At 40.5% G+C, this 22,140-nt stretch carries 18 protein-coding genes; 1 reads left to right on the forward strand and 17 read right to left on the reverse strand.

Going from position 1 to position 22,140, the window contains the following annotated elements:
* Window positions 1-81: 81 nt before the first annotated feature.
* The 3 genes from mfd to ACTQ9S_RS02125 form a co-directional block, all read right to left on the reverse strand.
* Window positions 82-3,792, reverse strand: coding sequence for a transcription-repair coupling factor (mfd, locus tag ACTQ9S_RS02115; RefSeq protein ID WP_440453527.1), 3,711 nt, complete (start codon window positions 3,790-3,792; stop codon window positions 82-84).
* 278 nt (window positions 3,793-4,070) lie between these two features.
* Entirely contained in the window at window positions 4,071-4,586 is a 516-nt protein-coding gene (rraA, locus tag ACTQ9S_RS02120; protein WP_440453693.1) for a ribonuclease E activity regulator RraA, read from the reverse strand.
* Between the two features lie 60 nt (window positions 4,587-4,646).
* Window positions 4,647-5,357, reverse strand: a complete 711-nt coding sequence (locus ACTQ9S_RS02125) for an NAD-dependent epimerase/dehydratase family protein (RefSeq protein ID WP_440453529.1) — start codon at window positions 5,355-5,357, stop codon at window positions 4,647-4,649.
* Window positions 5,358-5,814: 457 nt separating this feature from the next.
* On the opposite strand from ACTQ9S_RS02125, the gene rpsT reads away from it, so the two are divergent.
* A complete protein-coding gene (gene rpsT, locus ACTQ9S_RS02130; RefSeq protein WP_058369082.1) occupies window positions 5,815-6,081 on the forward strand; it encodes a 30S ribosomal protein S20 in 267 nt (88 codons plus the stop codon).
* Window positions 6,082-6,196: 115 nt separating this feature from the next.
* On the opposite strand, the gene ACTQ9S_RS02135 is transcribed toward rpsT, so the two are convergent.
* The 14 genes from ACTQ9S_RS02135 to hemE all read right to left on the reverse strand — a co-directional run bounded on the left by ACTQ9S_RS02135 (window position 6,197) and on the right by hemE (window position 21,870).
* Entirely contained in the window at window positions 6,197-7,030 is an 834-nt protein-coding gene (locus ACTQ9S_RS02135) for a histidine phosphatase family protein (protein ID WP_068036283.1), read from the reverse strand.
* 160 nt (window positions 7,031-7,190) lie between these two features.
* Window positions 7,191-7,988 carry a metallophosphoesterase gene (locus ACTQ9S_RS02140; protein WP_068036285.1) on the reverse strand — a complete coding sequence of 266 codons (798 nt, stop codon included), beginning with the start codon at window positions 7,986-7,988 and terminating at the stop codon, window positions 7,191-7,193.
* A 242-nt stretch (window positions 7,989-8,230) separates the two neighbouring features.
* Window positions 8,231-8,932 carry an orotidine-5'-phosphate decarboxylase gene (pyrF, locus tag ACTQ9S_RS02145; RefSeq protein ID WP_068036287.1) on the reverse strand — a complete coding sequence of 234 codons (702 nt, stop codon included), beginning with the start codon at window positions 8,930-8,932 and terminating at the stop codon, window positions 8,231-8,233.
* A gap of 78 nt (window positions 8,933-9,010) precedes the next feature.
* The gene (locus tag ACTQ9S_RS02150; protein ID WP_068036289.1) at window positions 9,011-9,418 is read right to left on the reverse strand and encodes a lipopolysaccharide assembly protein LapA domain-containing protein; all 408 of its coding nucleotides are present in this window, start codon (window positions 9,416-9,418) and stop codon (window positions 9,011-9,013) included.
* Window positions 9,419-9,565: 147 nt separating this feature from the next.
* On the reverse strand, window positions 9,566-9,868 hold the full coding sequence (locus tag ACTQ9S_RS02155; protein WP_068036291.1) for an integration host factor subunit beta: 303 nt from the start codon (window positions 9,866-9,868) through the stop codon (window positions 9,566-9,568).
* Window positions 9,869-10,282: 414 nt separating this feature from the next.
* Window positions 10,283-11,974, reverse strand: coding sequence for a 30S ribosomal protein S1 (gene rpsA / locus ACTQ9S_RS02160; protein ID WP_203226536.1), 1,692 nt, complete (start codon window positions 11,972-11,974; stop codon window positions 10,283-10,285).
* A gap of 314 nt (window positions 11,975-12,288) precedes the next feature.
* Window positions 12,289-13,044 carry a (d)CMP kinase gene (gene cmk / locus ACTQ9S_RS02165; protein WP_068036295.1) on the reverse strand — a complete coding sequence of 252 codons (756 nt, stop codon included), beginning with the start codon at window positions 13,042-13,044 and terminating at the stop codon, window positions 12,289-12,291.
* A 113-nt stretch (window positions 13,045-13,157) separates the two neighbouring features.
* A complete protein-coding gene (gene tadA, locus ACTQ9S_RS02170) occupies window positions 13,158-13,775 on the reverse strand; it encodes a tRNA adenosine(34) deaminase TadA (RefSeq protein WP_440453531.1) in 618 nt (205 codons plus the stop codon).
* 18 nt (window positions 13,776-13,793) lie between these two features.
* Window positions 13,794-14,531, reverse strand: a complete 738-nt coding sequence (locus tag ACTQ9S_RS02175; protein ID WP_068036297.1) for a uracil-DNA glycosylase — start codon at window positions 14,529-14,531, stop codon at window positions 13,794-13,796.
* A gap of 189 nt (window positions 14,532-14,720) precedes the next feature.
* Window positions 14,721-17,309: an ATP-dependent Clp protease ATP-binding subunit ClpA gene (clpA, locus tag ACTQ9S_RS02180; protein ID WP_440453533.1), complete on the reverse strand. Its 2,589-nt coding sequence runs from the start codon at window positions 17,307-17,309 to the stop codon at window positions 14,721-14,723.
* A gap of 636 nt (window positions 17,310-17,945) precedes the next feature.
* A complete protein-coding gene (locus ACTQ9S_RS02185) occupies window positions 17,946-18,359 on the reverse strand; it encodes an ATP-dependent Clp protease adaptor ClpS (RefSeq protein WP_440453535.1) in 414 nt (137 codons plus the stop codon).
* A gap of 147 nt (window positions 18,360-18,506) precedes the next feature.
* On the reverse strand, window positions 18,507-19,394 hold the full coding sequence (locus ACTQ9S_RS02190; RefSeq protein WP_068039252.1) for a hypothetical protein: 888 nt from the start codon (window positions 19,392-19,394) through the stop codon (window positions 18,507-18,509).
* 162 nt (window positions 19,395-19,556) lie between these two features.
* Entirely contained in the window at window positions 19,557-20,624 is a 1,068-nt protein-coding gene (gene argC / locus ACTQ9S_RS02195; RefSeq protein ID WP_068328193.1) for an N-acetyl-gamma-glutamyl-phosphate reductase, read from the reverse strand.
* 109 nt (window positions 20,625-20,733) lie between these two features.
* Window positions 20,734-21,870, reverse strand: coding sequence for a uroporphyrinogen decarboxylase (hemE, locus tag ACTQ9S_RS02200; RefSeq protein ID WP_440453537.1), 1,137 nt, complete (start codon window positions 21,868-21,870; stop codon window positions 20,734-20,736).
* Window positions 21,871-22,140 lie beyond the last annotated feature (270 nt).

A 22,140-nucleotide genomic window follows, 5' to 3' on the forward strand; every position in this document is an offset into this window, starting at 1 on the left:
CAGTTATCTACTGGATAAAATAGCGCCATTACCTATTCCCTTTATACGACTTATCTAGTATCCAATTGTCGTCAAATTAATCTATGCAGGTTCGGCTACCATATGCTCGCTAAAATAGCGTAACAGCTCTTGGATAACCGTTACTCGCTGTTGCGGTGTTTCAAGTTTATCCGCATCACTATAACGAATACCTGACGCGCCATTCATGCGATAACGCTGACCATCAGATTGAATCAGTTTAATGATTGCTAACGCATCAACAGGGGTATCTGGTGCAAACTCCAGCGTCATACTATTACTATTGGCATCAATTTTATTAATCTTCAATGGCTCTGCCTGTAAGCGCAGACCATGAATAGCGAATAGATGCTTGGTTTGGTCTGGTAGTATACCAAAGCGATCAATCATTTCAGTGCGAATATCAATTAGGGTTTCTTTATCATCGGCATTACTGATCCGTTTATAAAACAACAAGCGCTGATGCACATCGTGTAGATACTCTTCAGGTATCAAAGCTGAGCTATGCAAATTAATCTCGCTAGTCAGCGATAACGGTGTATTTAAATCCGGCTCTTTACCCGCTTTGATAGCCTTAGTAGCGCGCTCTAGCATATCCATATATAAGCTAAAGCCAATCGCCTGCATATTGCCACTTTGCTGTTTACCCAATATCTCACCTGCACCGCGAATCTCTAAATCCTCACTTGCCAGCATAAAGCCTGCACCCAGCGTATTAGCACGTTCGATAGCATGTAATCGGCGCTTAGCATCGCCTTTGAGACCTTTAATTGACGGTACTAGTAGATAACAATACGCTTGATGATGACTACGACCGACACGGCCACGCAACTGATGTAGCTGAGCCAAACCAAATTTATCAGCACGCTCAATAATAATGGTGTTGGCATTAGGTACATCGATACCGGTTTCGATAATAGTCGTACAGATTAAAACATTGAATTTTTTATGGTAATACTGCTGCATAATTTGTTCAAGTTGACGTTCTTGCATCTGTCCATGAGCCACACCTACTCGCGCTTCTGGTACCAGCTCACGTATAGTCTCTGCCATACGCTCAATACTAGCAACATCATTATGCAATAAATATACCTGCCCGCCGCGTAGCAACTCACGCAAAATAGCCTCTTTCATTAAAGCTTCTGTCTTTTGCATCACAAAGGTTTTAATGGCCAAACGACGTGCAGGTGGGGTGGCAATAATCGACATATCACGCATTCCAGAGAGCGCCATGTTGAGCGTTCTAGGTATCGGTGTTGCTGTCATAGACATACTGTCTACATCGGTCTGGATAGCCTTGATACGCTCCTTATGACGCACGCCAAAGCGATGCTCTTCATCGACTATCATTAATCCTAAATTAGTAAACTTAACATCAGGCTGTAGCAGCTTATGCGTACCTATCACAATATCAACTTTACCAGCAGCTAAATCCGCCAGTACGGTATCTTGATGTTTTTTACCACCAAAACGCGATAAGGTTTCGACACGTACTGGCCAATCAGCGAAGCGGTCGCGGAAGTTGTCTTCGTGTTGTCCCGCTAGCAAAGTAGTCGGTACCAATACCGCAACTTGGTAACCAGCACTGACCGCAATGAAGGCCGCACGCATGGCAACTTCTGTTTTACCAAAGCCTACATCACCGCAAATGAGTCGATCCATCGGCTGGTTTTGCTTCATATCTTCCATGACAGCATGGATTGCATTAGCCTGATCTGGCGTTTCTTCAAAGGCAAATTGACTAGCGAACAGCTCATACTGCGAGATGTCTATTTTGAAATGAATACCGACTTTAGCTTCTCGTCTTGCCTGCATGTTGAGCAATTCAGCAGCAACATCATGTATTTGTTGTAATGCTTTTTGCTTAGCTTTATCCCATTTACCACTACCAATCTTGTGCAAAGGCGCAAGCGCAGGATCACCGCCACTATAGCGACTAATCATTTGTAAATTAGCGACAGGCACATAAATACTGGCATCATCGGCGTATTTCAGATGAATAAACTCTTGCTCACCCTCACCCACATCTAGAATAATTAAACCGTTATAACGACCAATACCATGTTCGATATGAACAATTGGACTGCCTTGAGTCATCTCAGTGACACTTTTAACCAGAAACTCTTCTGATACGCCACTTTGCCGACGACGACGCGTTTGCAGTACTTGCCTACCAAACAGCTGAGTCTCACTAATCAGTACCAAACGTTCGGGAACGTAGACTCCACGTTCGATCGGTGCCACTGTCAGACCAACATATGGTTTATTACTCGAATTGGCTGCGCTTGTCCTATCTGCTGCTAAAAATTCTTTAAAGCTATCATAGGCTTTGACATCAATTTTACCTTTAAACAGCTCAATGAGAATCTCGCGGCGACCTGCAGTTTCGGCAACGATTAATACTGGTGTACCTGTTTCTGCTTGCAAGTGTAAAAAATCCAACAGCTCAGCTAAAGGTTCTGCCTTTTGATGGTTTACTGATAGCTGCGGCGGTACTTGAGCGCTAAGTGTCACCAAGCCTTGCTTATTTTGCATCGGAGCAGACGTAGATGTTAGCGTTGTTTGCGCATCATCGATAGCGGCCACATCTTTCATAGATGCAAGCTCTTCTCGCGCGCTCAATATCACCCGTGGATACTGGTTTAGGTGCTCATTGAGAGTATTAGATAGTAAATATAATAGCTCGGGTGCCACGATAGGTTTATCAATATCGTGACGGCGCTCTTCATAGCGGCGCTGGATTTGTGACCAATAATCCGCTTGGCGCTCATTGATTAGCTCATCCGTGATGAATAAAGCATCCTCAGGTAAATAAGTAAATAAACTACTTTCTTGCTGCCAATCTTTTAGATCAAAAAATAATGGCTGGTAATATTCAAGTCCACTACTTGCAATCCCTGCCATCACATCTTTGTGCAGCTCAAACTTACGGCTGCTAGCATTTGGGAACATCTCAGCAAAATTCATGCGAAAAGTTTCTTTCCCCTCTTCTAAAGGAAATTCCTTTGCTGGTAAGATTTGAAACTTCTGAATAGGTTTAGAGATATCTGGCAGTTTATGCAGTAGCGACAGCGACTCTTGACCCATACTACTGTCATTACCTGACATCATTGCTTTTAGATCATCATTAGTTAGTGTGCGCTGAGTCTGTGGATGAAAGAAACGAATCGTCTCAATCTCATCATCAAATAAATCTAAACGCAGGGGAAATGGCTGCCCCATCGCAAAAATATCAATAATGCTCCCACGTACCGCAAATTCACCAGGTTCGAACACATTTTCAACTGCGCGGTAACCAGCCTTTGCTAGTAGCTCACGTTGGGTATTAATATCAAATTGATCACCAATGCTTAAATCAAAGTGTTGTCCAATCAGCCAACTGGGCGGTGCAACACGATGCATCAAAGCCTGTACTGATATAAGTAACACACCTGACGTTGGCATATCCGTTAATAGATTAATCCGCTCGCTAACGATATCTTGATGCGGAGACAGTTCATCATAAGTCAAGGTCTCCCAATCTGGAAACACGTAAGCATCCACACCGCAAAAAGCCAGCTCAGTTTCTATTTGATTGAGCTGATTTTGATCCCGAGCCACAACGACTTTTAGACGATCTGCCATCTCCCATATGGGTGTTTTAACCAAACTGGCCAGCCATAGACTACCGACTGCACCATGAACAGGTGCCAGCCAGCGTCGCTGCGAGTTTTGGATAGGAAATAGCTGCTGATTAATAGGAGCAAAGGCGTCGGTTAAAGCAGTGATAGACATAAGCAGGTAGGATCAAGTTAAGAGTCTGGGAGTTATTATACGAACATTTTCGCAATTGACCAAAATTAATGCCGTAACGGTTTGTCACTCAGATTGGAGTAAAAACTGGACAATTAGTAGTTAGCCCTTTAATTTCAAGAATAATATTAGTAAATAAGAAAATCTCAGCTTATGAGCTGAGATTTTGAGTTGGTTCTTATACTCTTGTTATAACTGTTATTAATCAGCACATACTTTTTATATCTCAACAATATAAGCCTAAGCTATAAAGCACCTTATTAAAGTAGTGAGTTATTACTAGCAATAATGCCATTATTATCAGCATAAACAAACATACCAGAATTTAAAGTCAAGTCACCAAAGCTAATTTCAATATCCGTCTGGCCTTCATCGCGGCGAGTAGATTTACGCGGGATACAACCTAGCGCCATGACCCCTATCTCCATCTGCGCCATATCATCTACATCACGAACACAGCCATAGGCCACTACACCCGCCCAGCCATTATCTATCGCTGACTGTGCAATCATATCTCCAAGCAAGGCACAACGCATAGAACCGCCGCCATCGACGACCAATACCTTACCTTCACCATTCTTATCTTTGCCATCACTATTCAATAATGCTTTTACACGGCTGTTATCTTCAAAGCATTTAACAGTCACAATCTCACCGCAGAATTTATCTTTTGCTCCAAAGCTATAAAAAGATTTACCTTCAATATTTGGCAAACATACCTGCGACTCTGGATTGGCATCCAACAGATCACAGGTTACAAAGTTTTCTTTATTCATTGTTCTTGATTCTGACATAGTTATACACTCCTTGTTGATGACTATCAGTTGTTTTACGATTTACTTTTTTACACGGGTCATCGCCAGCATTTGTTTATTTTCGATGATATCAGTAGCACTAGGCTTTGACTCAGAACGATATTCACTATACTTACGACGTTCATATACATCATGAGCGCTCATTGCCATAGCAATTGCCACGCGCTTGGCTGAAATAGGATGCAACGGTAACGACTCAGAAACTAAAGGTGAGATAATTTGAAAGGCTTTTTGGCTAATGCTCTCAAGTGGACGACCTTTATGCTTACCCAATAATAATGAAGGGCGGAAGATAGCTAATTGCTCAAAGCCTAACGCCATAATCGACTGTTCAGTTTCAGCTTTTACTCGATTATATAAAAATCGACTATCAATATCTGCATTCATGGACGATAACAAAAAGAAGTTCTTAACCCCTTTGTCATGGCATAGTTTGGCAAAATTCACATTGTAGTCATGATCTACTTTTCTAAATGCCTCATCACTACCTGCCTGTTTTTTAGTTGTACCAAGGCAGCTAAATGCATCCGTCGTTCGATCTGCACCAACATTTGCAAAAATTTCTGCTAAGTTATCAAAGTCACTAACTTGATAAAACCTCATGCTAGCGTTGATATACCGTGGCGGACGCCTTGCAATCACTATTAAAGTATCATAGAGCTCGCTAAGCTGTTTGACAAGATGCTGACCTACCAAACCTGTCGCGCCAATTAAAATTGCTTTTTGCTGCATATCCTATCCATTTTTTCATAATCGTAAAGTGTTATAAAAACTATTTATAATCGTCAAGTCGTATCATCTTGAAATCATAGCGCAGTATCATAACTAAGTTACCCTATAACTGTCGCTACTATCCATGATTTATTGTAAGAGTTTTTATCAAACGCTCGAATATTAGCCGTTTATTTATTCATATTCCACCTTAGATAGGGATTAGTATGGCAATACATACAACTTCTTTACGCTTTGATGGTCAAATATATTGTTCTAAGCGCAATAATTTGCTAAGATGTCCGGCTTTACACGTCATAGCTATTTAATTATTCCAAATGGCCTTGACGCTTGCGATGGCTTATATTTGGCATCGACATCATGTTTGGCGAGACGGCTGCTCGTCACCGATGATTGTTAAACCCATTATTGCAATCAACATTCATATTTTTATCTGTCTTTCATAAAGGAGATACGCGTGGCTAATACTGCACAAGCTCGTAAACGCGCCCGTCAAAACACTAAACGTCGCCAGAATTCAGCGTCACAACGCTCTATGGTTCGTACTTATTTAAAGCGTGTTGATGCGGCAATCGAATCTAAAGATTATGACGCAGCTACCGAAGCTTACAAAAAAGCGGTACCTGTTCTTGATCGTATGGCTGACAAAGGCATTATTCATAAGAATAAATCTGCCCGTCGTAAGAGCCGTCTAAACAAAGCTATCAAAGCTCTCCAAGCTTAAGATCAGCTGCGTTAATAACCGGTTATCAAAAAAACCTTGTCCTAGTGGCAAGGTTTTTTTATGTCTATTCAAAATGTAATGGTTAAAACAGCAACCCAAATATTCATGCTTGTCATTATGTCCACTTTACCTCTGGTGGTAATAATAGTTTGCTAGGATGAAAACCAGCAGCACGGTAGCTGTCCAACAACGTGTTGATCGGACGAACATAAATCTCGCCACGCCATACAAAATAAGCATTAGCCTGCTCGAATGGCTTATCATCAAACCATAAAAATACGCCTTCCATCATTTTTGGCCAATCATTCCAATCAATCTCACTCACATCAAACATTACCGCTAAGAAAGCAGACAGCAACGTATCATGGCTAACAGCTAGCATTAAATGTCCATGCTGTGGCTGGTTTTGATAAAAAAGCGATAAGATATCGAGACCACCTTGATAGGCATTTTTGGTGCCTTCAAGATTCCCTTGCAAGAAGCGATTGATAAAATTGAGCACACCAATCTCTTTAAATACTGCATTAGCAATATCAGGCTCAGTCACTAGACTACCTGGCTCAACCAATAGCGACTGATGGGCTATATCACGCTGTAACCCAGCTCCTTCTTGCATTAGCTGCGCTGTATCAATACAACGCCCGATTGGGCTTGAGATACTATCTACGTCGAGAGAATATGGCAGATGACCTGCTAGCCAACGCCCCCAAGACTTCGCTAATATTCGGCCTTTAGGAGTCAATGGTAGCTGATAGCTGGCAAACCCATTACCATCAGAGCGCTCGCGTAGTGAGTGTCTGGTAAACAAAATCAGGCGTTTGTCAGTAGGCAACAAGCTGACTGAGGATATCATGCTATCAGGCAGATGCGCGGGTGCAGGCGCGCTCATCTTAAGAGGCTTTGTCGTCTCAGACAGCTTGGAATTTGGGGTATCAGGGAGTTTACTCATGGTAGCTAGCGTAGCAGATTTTTGAGCGGTAGTGAACGAAATAACAGCTGACTAGCAATAAAAAACATAGCTAACAATCATCATAATAATCAAGCTTTAAAAGGATTAATGTTCATACTCATGGATACTACAATGAACCAATAACATAATCTAAAGTACTTTAACCAATATCGATTACCTTATCCCACGCAAACTCAATCTCGGTGCTACTGACCTCATTGGGATAAGCACGCGGATTGACAATCACACGTGTATTGCCAATACGATAGTCGAACGCTTCATGAGTATGTCCATGAACCCATAGAATTGGTGCCCAAGATTCATGCATCCAAGCAGAGAAATCACTGACAAATGCAGCATTGCTCGGCAGCGTGGCATACTTCTCAGAAACTGACAATGGGCTAATACTGTGATGACTCATAACAACAGTTTTTTTACCTAGCTGCTGTGCAGTTATTAGTGCTTGCTTTAACCACTGACGCTGCTTTTCATGCAGCTGCATCGATACCTCAGGTGAGAATAGCTCGCTACCTGCATATATCTGCTTATAATCACGCATAAAACGTTTAGCAACCACCATTGTATCTTCGTTGGCCTGATACTGATAATCCGTCCATAGCGTACACCCTAATATACGTATATCACCGATATCGATATGCTGGCATTGAAGTACTCGTACGCCTTGACCTGACGTTTCGCTATAGTTGTCCCACATAGCGAGCTTTTTATCGAAATGTAGCACATCTTCATTAAAGTACTCATGGTTGCCCGCAATAGTGATTAAAGGCACTTGTAGACGCGTAGCTTGCTCTTGTAACCATGGCATACCACTATCGCTATTGGCAGTGTCGCCCGCCACTAGCACTATGTCTGCATCAGTTTTAGGAATGTGCCCGATAGGATGTGACTGACGAGCATAACTATCAATGTGTAAGTCACTCAATATCTGTAATTTCATATTATCCAATACTATCCAATAGTTTCAATTCTAAAAATCCAAGAAAACACGCGTAAGCACTACATCTAGCAGACCAAGCGAGTTTGACACAGCTACTTATATCTTTAGAATTGGTATAAGCATAAATCAAGGTAGTGTAGCACTTTTCCATCTACCAGCAAAAAGTAAAAAAGACAGCTTTTCAGCTGTCCTTTTTATTATTTCTTAAAAGTAAATAAAGTATTTATACAGTAATAAAAACCTTAAATACCTTTTATTATCGCTTGTAGTTTAGCAGCAGGATCTGGTGCTTGAGTGATTGAACGACCAATAACCAGATAATCTGATCCATCGCTTAGAGCTTGTTTCGGAGTACAAATACGCTGCTGATCGTCTGCGCTATCTTCAGGCAACCGAATACCTGGAGTAACCAATTTAAAGTCAGTGCCACACAGGGTTTTCAGAGCTTTTGCTTCCTGTGCTGAACAAACTACTCCGTCAAGACCAGCTTGCTGAGTAAGTTTTGCTAATCGACTCACTTGATCATCTAAATCATCAGCGATACCAATCTGTACTAGGTTGTCTTTGCTCATAGAAGTGAGCACCGTTACCGCAATTAGCAACGTTTTATAATTACCTGCTAACAGACGTTCCTTTGCTAAAGACATCGCTTCTAAACCTGCACTTGCATGGACATTAACCATCCATACACCAAGCTCAGCTGCTGCTAACACAGCTTGTGCGGTAGTATTAGGAATATCATGGAACTTAAGATCTAAAAACACTTCAAACTGGCGTTGATGTAAAGCTTCTACAATCGAAGGACCGCAACGCGTAAACAACTCTTTACCTACCTTTAACCGACATAACGTTGGATCTAGTTTATCGGCCAACGCTAACGCTGCATCTACAGTCATATTATCCAAAGCAACAATGACTGGAGAAGTTATCACATTGTTATTCATAATTGTGCCATTTTATATCGGAGTTATTAAAGCATCATATTTTTATACAAATCAATATCAGATTACTCATCAATCGAGTTAATCTCGCTTACGTTTAGTAAGCATAGTTTCATCATCAAGGGTATTAGTTACTTCGTCTTGTACTTGGCCTGTATTTGCTCCATAGACAGCTTCTTCTACCGTTGGAGCATTTGCTTGACGATCGATAACAACATTAGCCTGTGTCACTTGTTCTTGCAAATTAGCATTCAACTTTTGCAAACGTGAGATTTCCCATTTGTTTTGTAATACACGGAAAATCAATAGCGCCAATAACATGCCAATTACGATACCCAGTATTAAGCAAAGTATCAGCAATAATCCCAAATTCATCGTAGGTGCTTGCGAAAATAGTAGATTTACCCCGATTTCAGTATTATTTGCTAATACCAAACCAAGCGCATAAGCAAAGCTTAAAAATAGTAGGACAAACAATAAAAAGCGCATGATACATATACCTCAATAGTAGATAGAAATATCTGCTCAATAACAGCAAATAATATTATGGTAAATAATAGAGATAATAATTGCTTATGATAAATCATAAACAACTATCATTTTATACCTATTCTGTTAATTACCACCCTGTATTGACTATGATGCTACTTTATCGTTGACTGCTTCACGTAGTGCTTTACCAGGCTTAAAATGTGGAATAGCTTTAGCAGGTACAGGTACACTTTCACCTGTCTTTGGATTGCGTCCCATACGAGCTCTTCTATGGTGCAAACAGAAACTACCGAAACCTCGAACCTCAACACGGCCATCATTCGCCAAAGTATCTACCATTAGGTTTAGTATTTCTCGTACTGCATCATCAACGACCATTTCAGTCATGGTGTCACAGCTCACACTCAAATTACTAATAAAGTCGGACTTATTAATCGCTTGTTGCATTGTTACACTTGCCTTATTAATTTATGGTCATCATCTTGATTATATGAGTAAAGTATTAGATATTTGCTAACTAAGGTACTAGCTACCATTGGATTCACAACTTAACGCTAATTGCGAAACATAATATCTAAACCAACTCCCTCATTTAAAAGTTACTAATATAATGTCAAAATCTGTTTCGAGTAGCGTACTTCAAAAAATTATAATATAAACAGTCATAGTTTAAATCTCTATGACATATTAGATTACTGGTAGTAGTTTACATTTCGTTACTCAGAGTTGCAAATAATAGCGGAATTTATTAGCAATGAAAATGAAATTATAACTATTTGTAAGTAGTGATAAAAATTAAATAAAAAAAAGCGACCGAAGTCGCTTTCTTTTTATGCTATTAATATATCAAAAGCGTGTAGCTTACTGCATTTGCTCTTTAATCAAGTCACCAATAGTTTTTGGCTGTGCATCAGAACCTGGAGTAGCAGTAGTGCTCGTGCTACCAAGATCTTTAATCGCTTGACGCTCTTCAGCTTCGTCTTTCGCTTTGATAGACAAGTTGATGTTGCGTGTTTTGCGATCGACACTGATGATTTTCGCTTCAACATCATCACCAACAGTTAGATGCTTAGTAGCATCTTCAACGCGGTCACGTTGAATCTCAGAGGCACGTAGGTAAGCTTCAACTTCATCAGCAAGCTCGATAGTAGCGCCTTTAGCATCTACTTCTTTCACTTTACCATTAACGATAGCACCACGGTCATTGTTGACTAGGTATTCGTTGAATGGATCAGAGCTTAACTGCTTCACGCCTAGGCTGATACGGTTAGCTTCTGCATCTACTGACAATACCATTGCTTCAACGGTGTCGCCTTTATTGTAGTTACGGATAGCGTCTTCGCCAGTTTCGTTCCAAGAGATATCAGATAGATGAACAAGACCATCAATACCACCGTCTAGACCGATAAAGATACCGAAGTCAGTGATAGATTTAATCGTACCAGTGATTTTATCACCGCGCTCATGTTTCTTGTCAAACTCATCCCATGGATTAGCTAGAGTCTGTTTGATACCTAGGCTGATACGGCGACGTTCTTCATCGATATCAAGAATCATTACTTCAACTTCATCACCCACTTGAACGACTTTTGATGGATGGATGTTTTTGTTGGTATGATCCATTTCTGATACGTGTACTAGACCTTCAATACCTTCAGAAATCTCAGCGAAACAACCATAATCAGTCAAGTTAGTAACGCGTGCTTTAACCACACTACCTACTGGGTATGTGCCGCCAACGTTATCCCAAGGATCAGTACCAAGTTGTTTTAGACCTAGGCTTACGCGATTACGCTCACGGTCAAACTTCAATACTTTAACTTTTAGGTCTTGACCCACTTCAACAACTTCTGATGGGTGCTTAATACGGCGCCATGCCATATCAGTGATGTGCAATAGACCATCAATACCACCAAGGTCAACGAATGCACCGTAATCAGTAAGGTTCTTAACGATACCTTCGATTTCGATACCTTCTTCAAGCTTGTTCAATAGCTCTTCGCGCTCAGCTGAGTTTTCAGCTTCCATAACTGCACGACGACTTACCACAACGTTGTTACGTTTTTGGTCAAGTTTGATAACTTTGAATTCTAGCTCTTTACCTTCAAGATGCGTAGTGTCACGGATAGGACGTACGTCTACCAATGAACCTGGTAAAAATGCGCGTACTGAACCGATATCTACAGTGAAACCGCCTTTAACTTTACTTGAGATAATACCTTTTACGATCTCATCATTGTCAGAGATTTTTTCAAGGATATTCCAAGTTTCAACGCGTTTGGCTTTTTCGCGTGACAGTAAGGTTTGACCCATACCGTTATCAACTGCTTCAACCACGACATCAACGCTATCGCCAACTTCAACTTCAAGTTCGCCTTCTTCGCTTAAAAACTCTTCACGAGCGACAATACCTTCAGATTTCAGACCAGTATCAACAGTGATCCAGTCGTTATCGATGGCCACAACAGTACCAGTGATAACCGAGCCACGCTCGATATCCAGACCTGTTTCTTCGATGCTCGCTTCAAATAGTTCAGCAAATGATTCCATTATGTCTACCTTTGTATAGCCGTAGCCTGTCCAGCACAGTACGGATCAAATTTATGATTACATAAAACGAGAATACTGGTTTTATATCTTATATAATCATATAAAAAAACGTTTGTTGATAATAAGCGAATTATTTGGCGAACTCATTAGCAACAACTGTCTCACATTAAGATTTTTTATATCTACTATAGACGTATATGTATTATTAAACGATTTCTACAAATAGAATTCTAAAATCTATAGATTTTTACTACTATGATTTTATACTAAAACCACACCTTATAGCAAAGTTTTTGGCACTTACTATGTTGTTTTTATTATCTATTAAAACAAATACCTTTATCCTGACAATGTTTCTTAACTTTCTCGTAAACCATATTAGCATCTAAGGATGAGCTATCGAGTAGCAATGCATCTTCTGCTGGTTTTGATGGTGCAGTTGCGCGGTTTTCATCACGATCATCACGGGCTTTAATCGTGGCTAAAATCGCTTCAAAATCTGCTGTTTGACCAGCGCTTAGTAGCTGAGTGACACGGCGCTCGGCACGCGCTTCAGCACTGGCAGTCAAAAACACTTTTACATCAGCATCTGGGAACACCACTGTACCCATATCGCGACCATCAGCAACCAACCCTGAACGAGTTGCCATATCTTGTTGCAATTTTAACAATGCTTGACGAACTTTCGGAAATATTGCTATTTGTGATGCATAGCCTCCAATGGTCTCGTTACGGACTTGTTCACCGACCGCCTCACCATTGACAAGAATATCGACACGCCCTGAATTATTATTAGGTACAAAAGCAATCTCTAAGCTTTGAGTCAACGCTAATACAGCCATCTCATCAATGGCTTCGCTTGCATCTGCACTAATCAATCCCGCCTCAAAAGCCTTCAGTCCTACAATACGATATAAAGCACCTGAGTCTAACAACTGATAATCTAACGCTTGTGCTAATCGCCATGTTACCGTGCCTTTACCTGCACCGCTTGGCCCATCAATACAAATGACAGGATAGCTCAACGGCTGCATTTGGCTACTATTGTTAGCATTAGGTGTAGAGACAGTCATAACACTCACTTAATAATAGACGCTACTTATGTAATAGCAACCTAGGACATTATTTACTTATTTATCAGACGATTGACAACAGATTAACTGGTTAGCCATCAAATAGGGCAATATTATAGCAAAGAAACCACACTATCACCAAGACTCATATCTTGTTTATTATTAATATTGTGCTTGATTTTTTTCATTACTTGTCGACGCTCACGGAAAAAGCGCTTAAGCATCTGACTACTATATGCTCGACATAAACCATTGTGCACTTTAATATTATGATTATAAAAAGACTGTATCGGTAAATTCATTTGACTACCAACCATGCCAGCGCGTGGCTCGCTCGTTGCGTATATCAGCCTATCAACACGTGCATGAATCAGCGCACCAATACACATCGTGCAAGGCTCTAAAGTCACGTACAGTGTGGTCTGAAGTGGCAAACGATAATTTTTTAAACGCGTACAGGCATCTCTTAGTGCTACTATCTCAGCATGTGCAGTCACATCATGGCGACCAATTGGCTCATTGAATCCCTGCCCAATAATTCGCTGATCATGCACTAGAACTGCTCCTACTGGCACCTCTCCACGCTCAGCACCTTGCTTAGCAATTCTAAGAGCCTCCTGCATCCATTTAACGTCTTGGATTGACCAAAACGTACTGGTTGCGAGTTGGATATCAGCGAATTTATTAGCTATTAACTGGCTATCTATTAAGTCATAAGACTGTAAATTCATATTCTGGTAATTTATCATTTATTGTGGCAACTGCCAGTCAATCGGCGCTTGACCGTACTGTACTAAATAATCATTGGTCTTAGAAAACGGCTTAGAACCAAAAAATCCACCGCGATTGGCTGCAAGAGGTGAAGGATGTACTGCTGTCAAAATAAGATGTTTGTCAGTGTCTATATATTTACCTTTTTTCTGTGCTTTACTACCCCACAATATAAATACGGTATGCTCTGTTTGTTCATTGACCACATCAATGACAGCATCAGTAAACTGCTCCCAGCCTTTATTTTGATGACTGTTTGGCTCACCTTCTCTGACTGTTAGGGAACTATTTAACAATAGAACACCCTGCTGCGCCCAATAGGTCAAATCGCCATGTGCCGAGTAACTAGTACCGATATCATCTGCCATCTCTTTAAGTAGGTTGTTAAGAGAAGGTGGTTTAGGAATTGCTTTCGGTACAGAAAATGATAACCCCATTGCCTGACCTGGACGGTGATAAGGATCCTGTCCTAAAATAACGACTTTAACTCGTGATAAAGGCGTTAAGTTAAAAGCATTGAACATCAAAGGAGCAGGTGGATATACACTATCATCTGATTGATAAGACTCCTTTAGAAACTCACGTAGATTATCCATATTCTCAGACGTTAATTCATCTGCTAACGCAGTTTTCCAGTCTTCTGGTAGACGGACATTGTCTAAAATTGCCTGTTTTTGCTCTGCTGTTTTGGTCGTCTGTTCACTGAACAGTTCCATAATGTATCCTTTTTTTATTCGTTATCAGTTAGATAAAAGATAGGCAGTAATATTCCAAAACTCATCTTAAAATCTATACTAGCAAAATGTTATGTTCGCTTTGTTATAAAGTATAGCAATAGCATAAACGAAAATCATAAAAAAACGGCTACCGAAGTAACCGTTTTTTGATTTAGAAGTAGAAGGTAATTAGCTTGCTAGGGACTCAGAGTCTGAACGTGGTTCATGGATTTCAACGACAGTCAGTATAATCCGGCTATCTGCTGATCCTTTATCACTTTGCATGTTGCCACTTGGCACGTTACTACTTTGCGTAGCTTCATTCTTGTCAAGCGAAACACTATCAGCAGCGGTATCTAGCTCATCATTTTGTTCTGGTTCTAGGGTTATATGTACCACCCCGCCATTAACCAAATCACCAAATAAAATCATATTTGCCAATGGTTTTTTAATCTCATCTTGGATTAAACGCTGCATCGGACGCGCGCCCATCAGACGGTCATAACCTTTTTCAGCCAAATAATCACGCACCTCGTCATCAATCTCTAAGGTAACCTGTTTGTCATCAAGCTGTACTTGTAACTCTACTAAGAACTTATCAACGACAGAAATAACTACCGATGTATCTAATGGATTAAATTGAATAATTGCATCCAAACGGTTGCGGAATTCAGGCGTAAAGACTCGTTTCAATGCTTCAGTATTGTCACGGCTATGATCTTGCTGGGTAAAGCCCATAGATGAGCGACTAATACTATCTGCACCCACGTTGGTAGTCATAATAACGATAACTTGCTTAAAACTAGCCACACGACCATTATTATCGGTTAACGTACCATGATCCATAACTTGTAACAATAAATTGAAAACATCAGGATGCGCTTTTTCAATCTCATCAAATAGCAACACACAATGCGGATGCTGATTAATCTTCTCAGTAAGTAAACCGCCTTGGTCATAACCGACATAGCCTGGAGGCGCGCCAATTAGACGTGAAGCAGTATGCGCTTCCATATACTCTGACATATCGAAACGTACAAGCTCTACTCCTAATAGATTTGCTAGTTGACGCGATACTTCTGTCTTACCAACCCCTGTAGGCCCTGCAAACATGAATGAGCCGATAGGTTTTTCTGGAGCTTTCAAACCTGCTCGCGAAAGCTTAATTGCATCTGCAAGTGTCGCAATAGCTTCATCTTGTCCAAATACTAAGTGCTTAAGATCGCGATCTAAATGCTCAAGAATACTCTTGTCATCGCTGGAAACTGATTTGGGCGGAATACGTGCAAGCTTCGCTACAATAGCTTCAATATCAGCAACATCAATTTTCATCGGTGGCTTTTTATTGTTAGCAGTTTGCAAATCTTCATAGTTCTTAGACTGATCATTTGCTTTAGCTGCGGCTGCCTCATCCTGCATTTCATTATCAATATCAGCATTATCAGTATCGATACTTTCATAATCTTGATCACCGATATTTTTATCTAAATCAGCAATTAAACTGTCTTCTGCATTGATATCGTCCGCATCTGGAATAACCCCTAGACGCTTATAGGCACCAGCTTCATCGATAACATCAATCGCTTTGTCTGGTAAAAAACGTTCATGAATATGCTTAGACGATAGCTGTACTGCAGTTACTAGCGCCTCATCAGTATATTCAACGTTATGGAACTCTTCATAGCGTGGTTTGAGACCGCGTAAAATATCGATACTATCCTCGACACTCGGCTCTTTTACATCGATTTTTTGGAAGCGACGTGATAACGCATGATCCTTTTCAAACACTTGACGATATTCAGTAAAGGTCGTCGAACCCACACAGCGCAACTCGCCGTTTGCAAGAGCCGGTTTAATCAGATTTGACACATCCATATTGCTGCTCATTGATGAACCTGCACCAATAATCATATGAATCTCGTCAATGAATAAGATAGCATTAGGTTTTTTCTTAAGTGCATCGAGTAGCGATTTCATACGTTTTTCAAAATCACCACGATACTTAGTACCTGCTATCAGGGCACCAATATCAAGGCTATAAATCACGCAGCCGTTTAACGGTTTTGGTGCTTTATCATTGATAATTAGCCACGCCAAACCTTCAGCAATAGAGGTTTTACCGACTCCTGGCTCACCTACTAATAGCGGATTGTTTTTGCGGCGACGACATAGTACTTGTGCGGTGCGCTCAATCTCAGAAGCACGGCCAATCAATGGATCAGTCTTGCCTTCTGCCGCACGCTGATTAAGGTTGCTCGCAAACTCTACTAACGGATCTTTGCTAGTCTTCTCTGAGGCACTGCGTCGCTCTCCAGTAATAGAAGCACGTGGCTCAGATGGCTCATCTTTATCTTGTCCATGTGAGAGATATTGAGTAAGCTCCAAGCGGCTAATACCTTGCTTTTTGAGCAAGTAGACAGCATAAGTATCATGCTCAGAAAACATAGATACTAAAATATCTGAGCCTTCAACCAAACGGCCTCCGCCGATGGACTGAACATGAAAAATAGCGCGCTGCAAGATACGATCAAAACTTTGGGTAGGCTGTGGTGATTGCTCCATATCTACATCTATCGTAGGCGTGTGCTTATCAATATAAGCTTCAAGCTCCGTACGTAGATTTGAAACATTTGCATTGCAGGCAGTTAAGGTATTAGCAGCATGCGTGTTCTCAAGAAGGGCTAATAATAAATGCTCAACAGTGAGATACTCATGTGATTTTTGGCGCGCAAGCGTCATTGCCAAACGCAAAGAGACTTCAAGGTGACGACTTAACATAAGAAATTCCTACGGTTATACAACTCTTTATAATAATTTAATAGCTTAATTGATAAATCAGGGCGACAAAGGGATTGTTCAAGGTCAAAACATGATAGTTATCAAAAGACATTGGCTATAATACAATTGCAACCACATTTAGCATCAGCACTTATTCATCTCAACATGATAGTTACATATAGTCAATCTATTAACACGTACTAAAATGTATCAAAGGGTATAATTATCAGGATTCATGCATTATAAGCTTCACTTTATACATAAGAGCACGTACTACGCAATCCAGATAGCTCTACTTATAATATCAATCAAGCTGAAAATGACGATAAATTAGGGATAGGTTTTGATAAGGAACATTGCTAATAATTAGTTTTTGAATCAAAAAACCAAAGTAAAAAAGACGGGAAAACTACGTCCTAGATTATCAAATCAAAAACGTTTAGAAGTAAGATAAGATTAATATTAACGGAATATAATGATTTAAGTAGATGAAGTGACAAGGTAAACAAAATTTATCGATAAGCCTTATATAAGGCTATCATTATTAAAAATCAAGAGTAGAGGGATTATATTGGATACGAATATAGGTGTGAGTTTGACTTATTATCTGGATATTAGTTTATAAGATGGATAATTTCATTCGCCTTGATGAGGTTCAATTTGAGTAAGCAATGGATAGCCTTCACGGTGAGCCAAGCTATTTACTTTTTTGGCTTTAGTTTCAGCGATATCTTTAGGGTAAATACCGGCAATACCTTTACTGCTATTATGAATGGTCAGCATGATTTCAACCGCTGAGTCGATGTTATGGCGGAACTCCGACTGTAAAACATATACAACGAATTCCATCGGAGTATAATTATCGTTATACATAACCACAGCATACATTGGTGGCTTGGCTACTTCAGGATCTGCAACCAAAACGTCTGCCTGTGGAGCTGTCTCGCTGTCAGTATCACCATCTTGAGCACGGTGATCGGCTGGGATACTTGGAAAATGCCAGTCAGCAACAGTAGGTTGTGGGTGCGCTATTATTTGTTTTTTAGTCATAATAAAGGTAGTTTCAATAGAGAGTTTAGTATAAGAATAATTGATATAGAATAAATAGTAGGTTATAAAGAAGTAAGATAATTAGGAAGAGTTAGTCAATATAAACTCTACCTAAAAACTGTTTTATAATAGTCGTGTGTAACCTGTTTATGGCTCAATAGGACTTTGATCAACCTCTGGTAAGTCCATTAATGATAATGGCATACTATCTACCATAGCACCGAGCTTCCAGTCATATAGTTGCTCGACTTGCTGATCACCTGCTTCTAAGCTGAGCTTAACTTGTAACGGTTTAAACCCTGTAGGCATCACAAAACGACCGCGAATACGAACAATTCCTTCAATAGCATAACGTGCAGGATCTAATGGAACCTCGACAAAGTTATCTTTATTTTGTAGAGTCAACGTAACCTTAAGATTTTTGGCGAGACCATCCTCACTAAGCATCCCTACATCAAAACCATATTCGAAGGCATTTTCGGGTAACGGTTCAATTTTTGCACCTAATATCTGTAAAGGCATGCCTCCTTGTTCAGCGATAAATTCGGCATATAAGTCATTCAACTGCGAGACTTGTCTGTTATCGACCTTCAAGTCTTGTTGCTTTTGACGTAGCTCATCTAAATTTGCTAGGCTAATGGTAAGCTCTTGCTTAGCTGTCTCTACTTGGTTAGTCAAGACTTTATGACTAATGCGTAGATCTTTGAGCTCATTAGTAGCTTCCTGACTATTAATAGTCGCTTGCTGAGTCTCTGACTTTAAGGCGTAATAACCGCGTTGATAGCCAAGCTTGTGCCCTAGTAAAATAGCAACTATCGCGGTCACCAGTATAGCTACCACGAATAATGCCAGCAGCCATGTTGATGTGCCTTGTTGTCTAATGCCAATGCCTTTATTATATTTTATATGGTCATTCCTATTTATTAACGGCTGTACCGTATCATCAGAAACAGATTGACAAGATACAAATGCAGACGCGTGACACGATGATCGTGCTGGCTGGGAGCGCAAGCGGGGGGCATTCTTAACACGCATCTGGACAATATCTCTTAACAGTAAAGGCGAGATATTATAACGGAATTTAAAGTCAATACCTAGCATAGCGCTGTAAGCGTGATGACTTAATAGTAAAGTTTCTGTGATAAGTCAGCACTACATTCCGTATAAATATCTCTTTTAACTTTGAAACTTTATATTTTACGGTACAATCGGTGCAGCGTTTAACCCCAATGTTTCATCAAGCCCAAACATTACGTTCATATTTTGTATTGCCTGTCCTGCTGCGCCTTTTACGAGGTTGTCTTGTACTACTAGCACAGTTAACTCTCCGCGTGCATTATCTTGATGTACGGCAATACGTAAACGATTGCTAGCACGTACACTACGCGTATCAGGATAGATGCCGCGTGGTAAAACATCCACAAAGGCTTCCCCTGTATAGCTAGTCTCAAACTCTTGCTGCCAGTCCACGCTACTACCAGCTTCTGTTAGCACCATATGAATAGAGCTAAACATACCACGAATCATTGGCACTAAGTGGGGTAAAAAACGAATCTGCTGCGAGAATTGACTGCCCAATAATTGCTCAACGCCTTGTTCAATTTCAGGTAAATGACGGTGTCCGCCAACGCCATAAGCCTTAAAATTATCAGTCGTTTCGGCATAATTTAGTGCAAGGCTTGCTTGACGACCAGCACCTGATACTCCAGATTTAGCGTCGATGACGATACGTGATTCAATCAATCGTGTTGCTTTTTTATTTTGTATCTCAATAATGGGTTTTAATCCTAGGATGGCTGTGGTCGGGTAACAACCAGGGTTGCCTACAATTGATGCCGCCGCAAGCTTATCACGATTAAGCTCAGGGAGCCCATATACTGCCGTCTTAAGCAGCTCAGGGCAGGCATGAGACTGCTGATACCAATGCTCGAAATCTGCTAATGATTGTAAGCGAAAATCAGCTGCTAAATCGACAACCTTCACACCAGCTTGAACTAATGCTTCAGCTTGCTTCATCGCTACCCCATGTGGCGTAGCAAAAAACACTACATCACATTTTTGCAAAGCAGATAACGTATCATCTCCTAAGTCGCTAAAGACAAGATCAGAGATACCACGTAAGCTTGGAAATATCTCATCCGCCCGTGTTCCTGCCTCACTTCGCGACGTTAACAAATCAATGGACACCTTAGGATGTGCTGATAGCAAGCGAATAAGCTCGATACCTGTATAGCCTGTACCGCCAACAATAGCTGCTGAAATCATAAGATATCCTTCTAATAGTTAGTCATTAAATATTACACTTACTAAGCTTTAGATTAATTGAGGTTAAAAGCTCTGTTTATTCTGAGGCTTGTACTTAGATTAATAACGCTTAAATTTGGTAATCATGTACGGCGTCAATAAATATTTTAGCATTGTCAGGATTAACCCATTGAGTGATGCCGTGACCTAAGTTTGCCACGTAACCTGTCTTTTCACCACCAATATAAGCACTGTCAAGCATGGCGTTTACTTCAGAGCGAATAGTCGCAGGTGAGCCGTACAACGTCGCTGGATCTAAGTTACCTTGGATGGCTTTACTGCTCTGGAGCTTCTTATGCTGTTTGGTCAACTGACGCTGGCTTTCAATCAACACTTGACGAGCACGATTAATCGGCATTGTCCAGTCTAAGCCTAAAGCATCAGCCTCACTATCAGCTTGGATATCAAGCCAGAGGCCACCGCCCTTGGTGAACAATACGACTGGCACATCAGGATGACGTATTTTCAATTCTGCAACGATACGCTTATTATAGGCGTGTGAAAAATTAACGAACTGACGATGCCCGAGCGCCCCGCCCCAACTATCAAATATCTGTAAAATTTGGGCCCCAGCAATGACTTGCGCATCTAGATAATCAATTACAGCAGTTGCTAGCTTATCTAATAACTGATGTAAAAACTCAGGATTGCTATACAAAAAACCTTTAGTATAACGATAATCTTTTGAGCTACCGCCTTCAATCATATAAGTAGCAAGCGTCCACGGACTACCAGAAAAACCAAATAACGGTACTTGTCCATTTAAAGCTTTACGAATACTAGTCACAGCGCGCATGACGTAATCAAGAGAGTCATTCACATCGAGCGTTGGCAATCTATCAAGATCTGACTGTTGACGGATAGGATGTTTAAATTTGGGCCCTTCCCCAGTCTCGAAATATAAACCTAAACCCATGGCATCTGGAATAGTCAGAATATCACTAAATAAGATAGCAGCGTCTAAATCATAACGACGCAATGGCTGCAAGGTCACTTCTGTCGCCCGATCCGTATCTCTACACAGACTCATAAAGTCCCCAGCCTCGGCACGAGTTGCCTTATATTCTGGTAAATAACGACCAGCTTGACGCATCATCCATACCGGTGTGGTATCTATAGGCTCAAAGCGTAATGCGCGTAACAATCTGTCATTTTTTAAGGGCGCAAAATCTTGCTGAGGTGTGTTAATACTATTTGAGGCACTCATGCACAAATCTCCAAAAGAGTACGATATTCATTGTTATCATTATTAAAAATGAAGAAAAATTAAGCTTGAAAATATATAAATCAAATACAGGTTACTATCAATTATTAGCAAATATAAACGTATACATAGTTAATGCCATAAAGAAAGAATCTAATATGGCATTAGTTTTAAAAAGTAACGATGCTTACTACTATTTAGTAATCTTAGGCAATAGTGAGTGTTTTTCATAGACCAGCTATGTATCCGTACCACTTTAAGCCATCTATCTAC

Source organism: Psychrobacter sp. ASPA161_9 (genome assembly GCF_051970275.1).
GTDB lineage: Bacteria > Pseudomonadota > Gammaproteobacteria > Pseudomonadales > Moraxellaceae > Psychrobacter.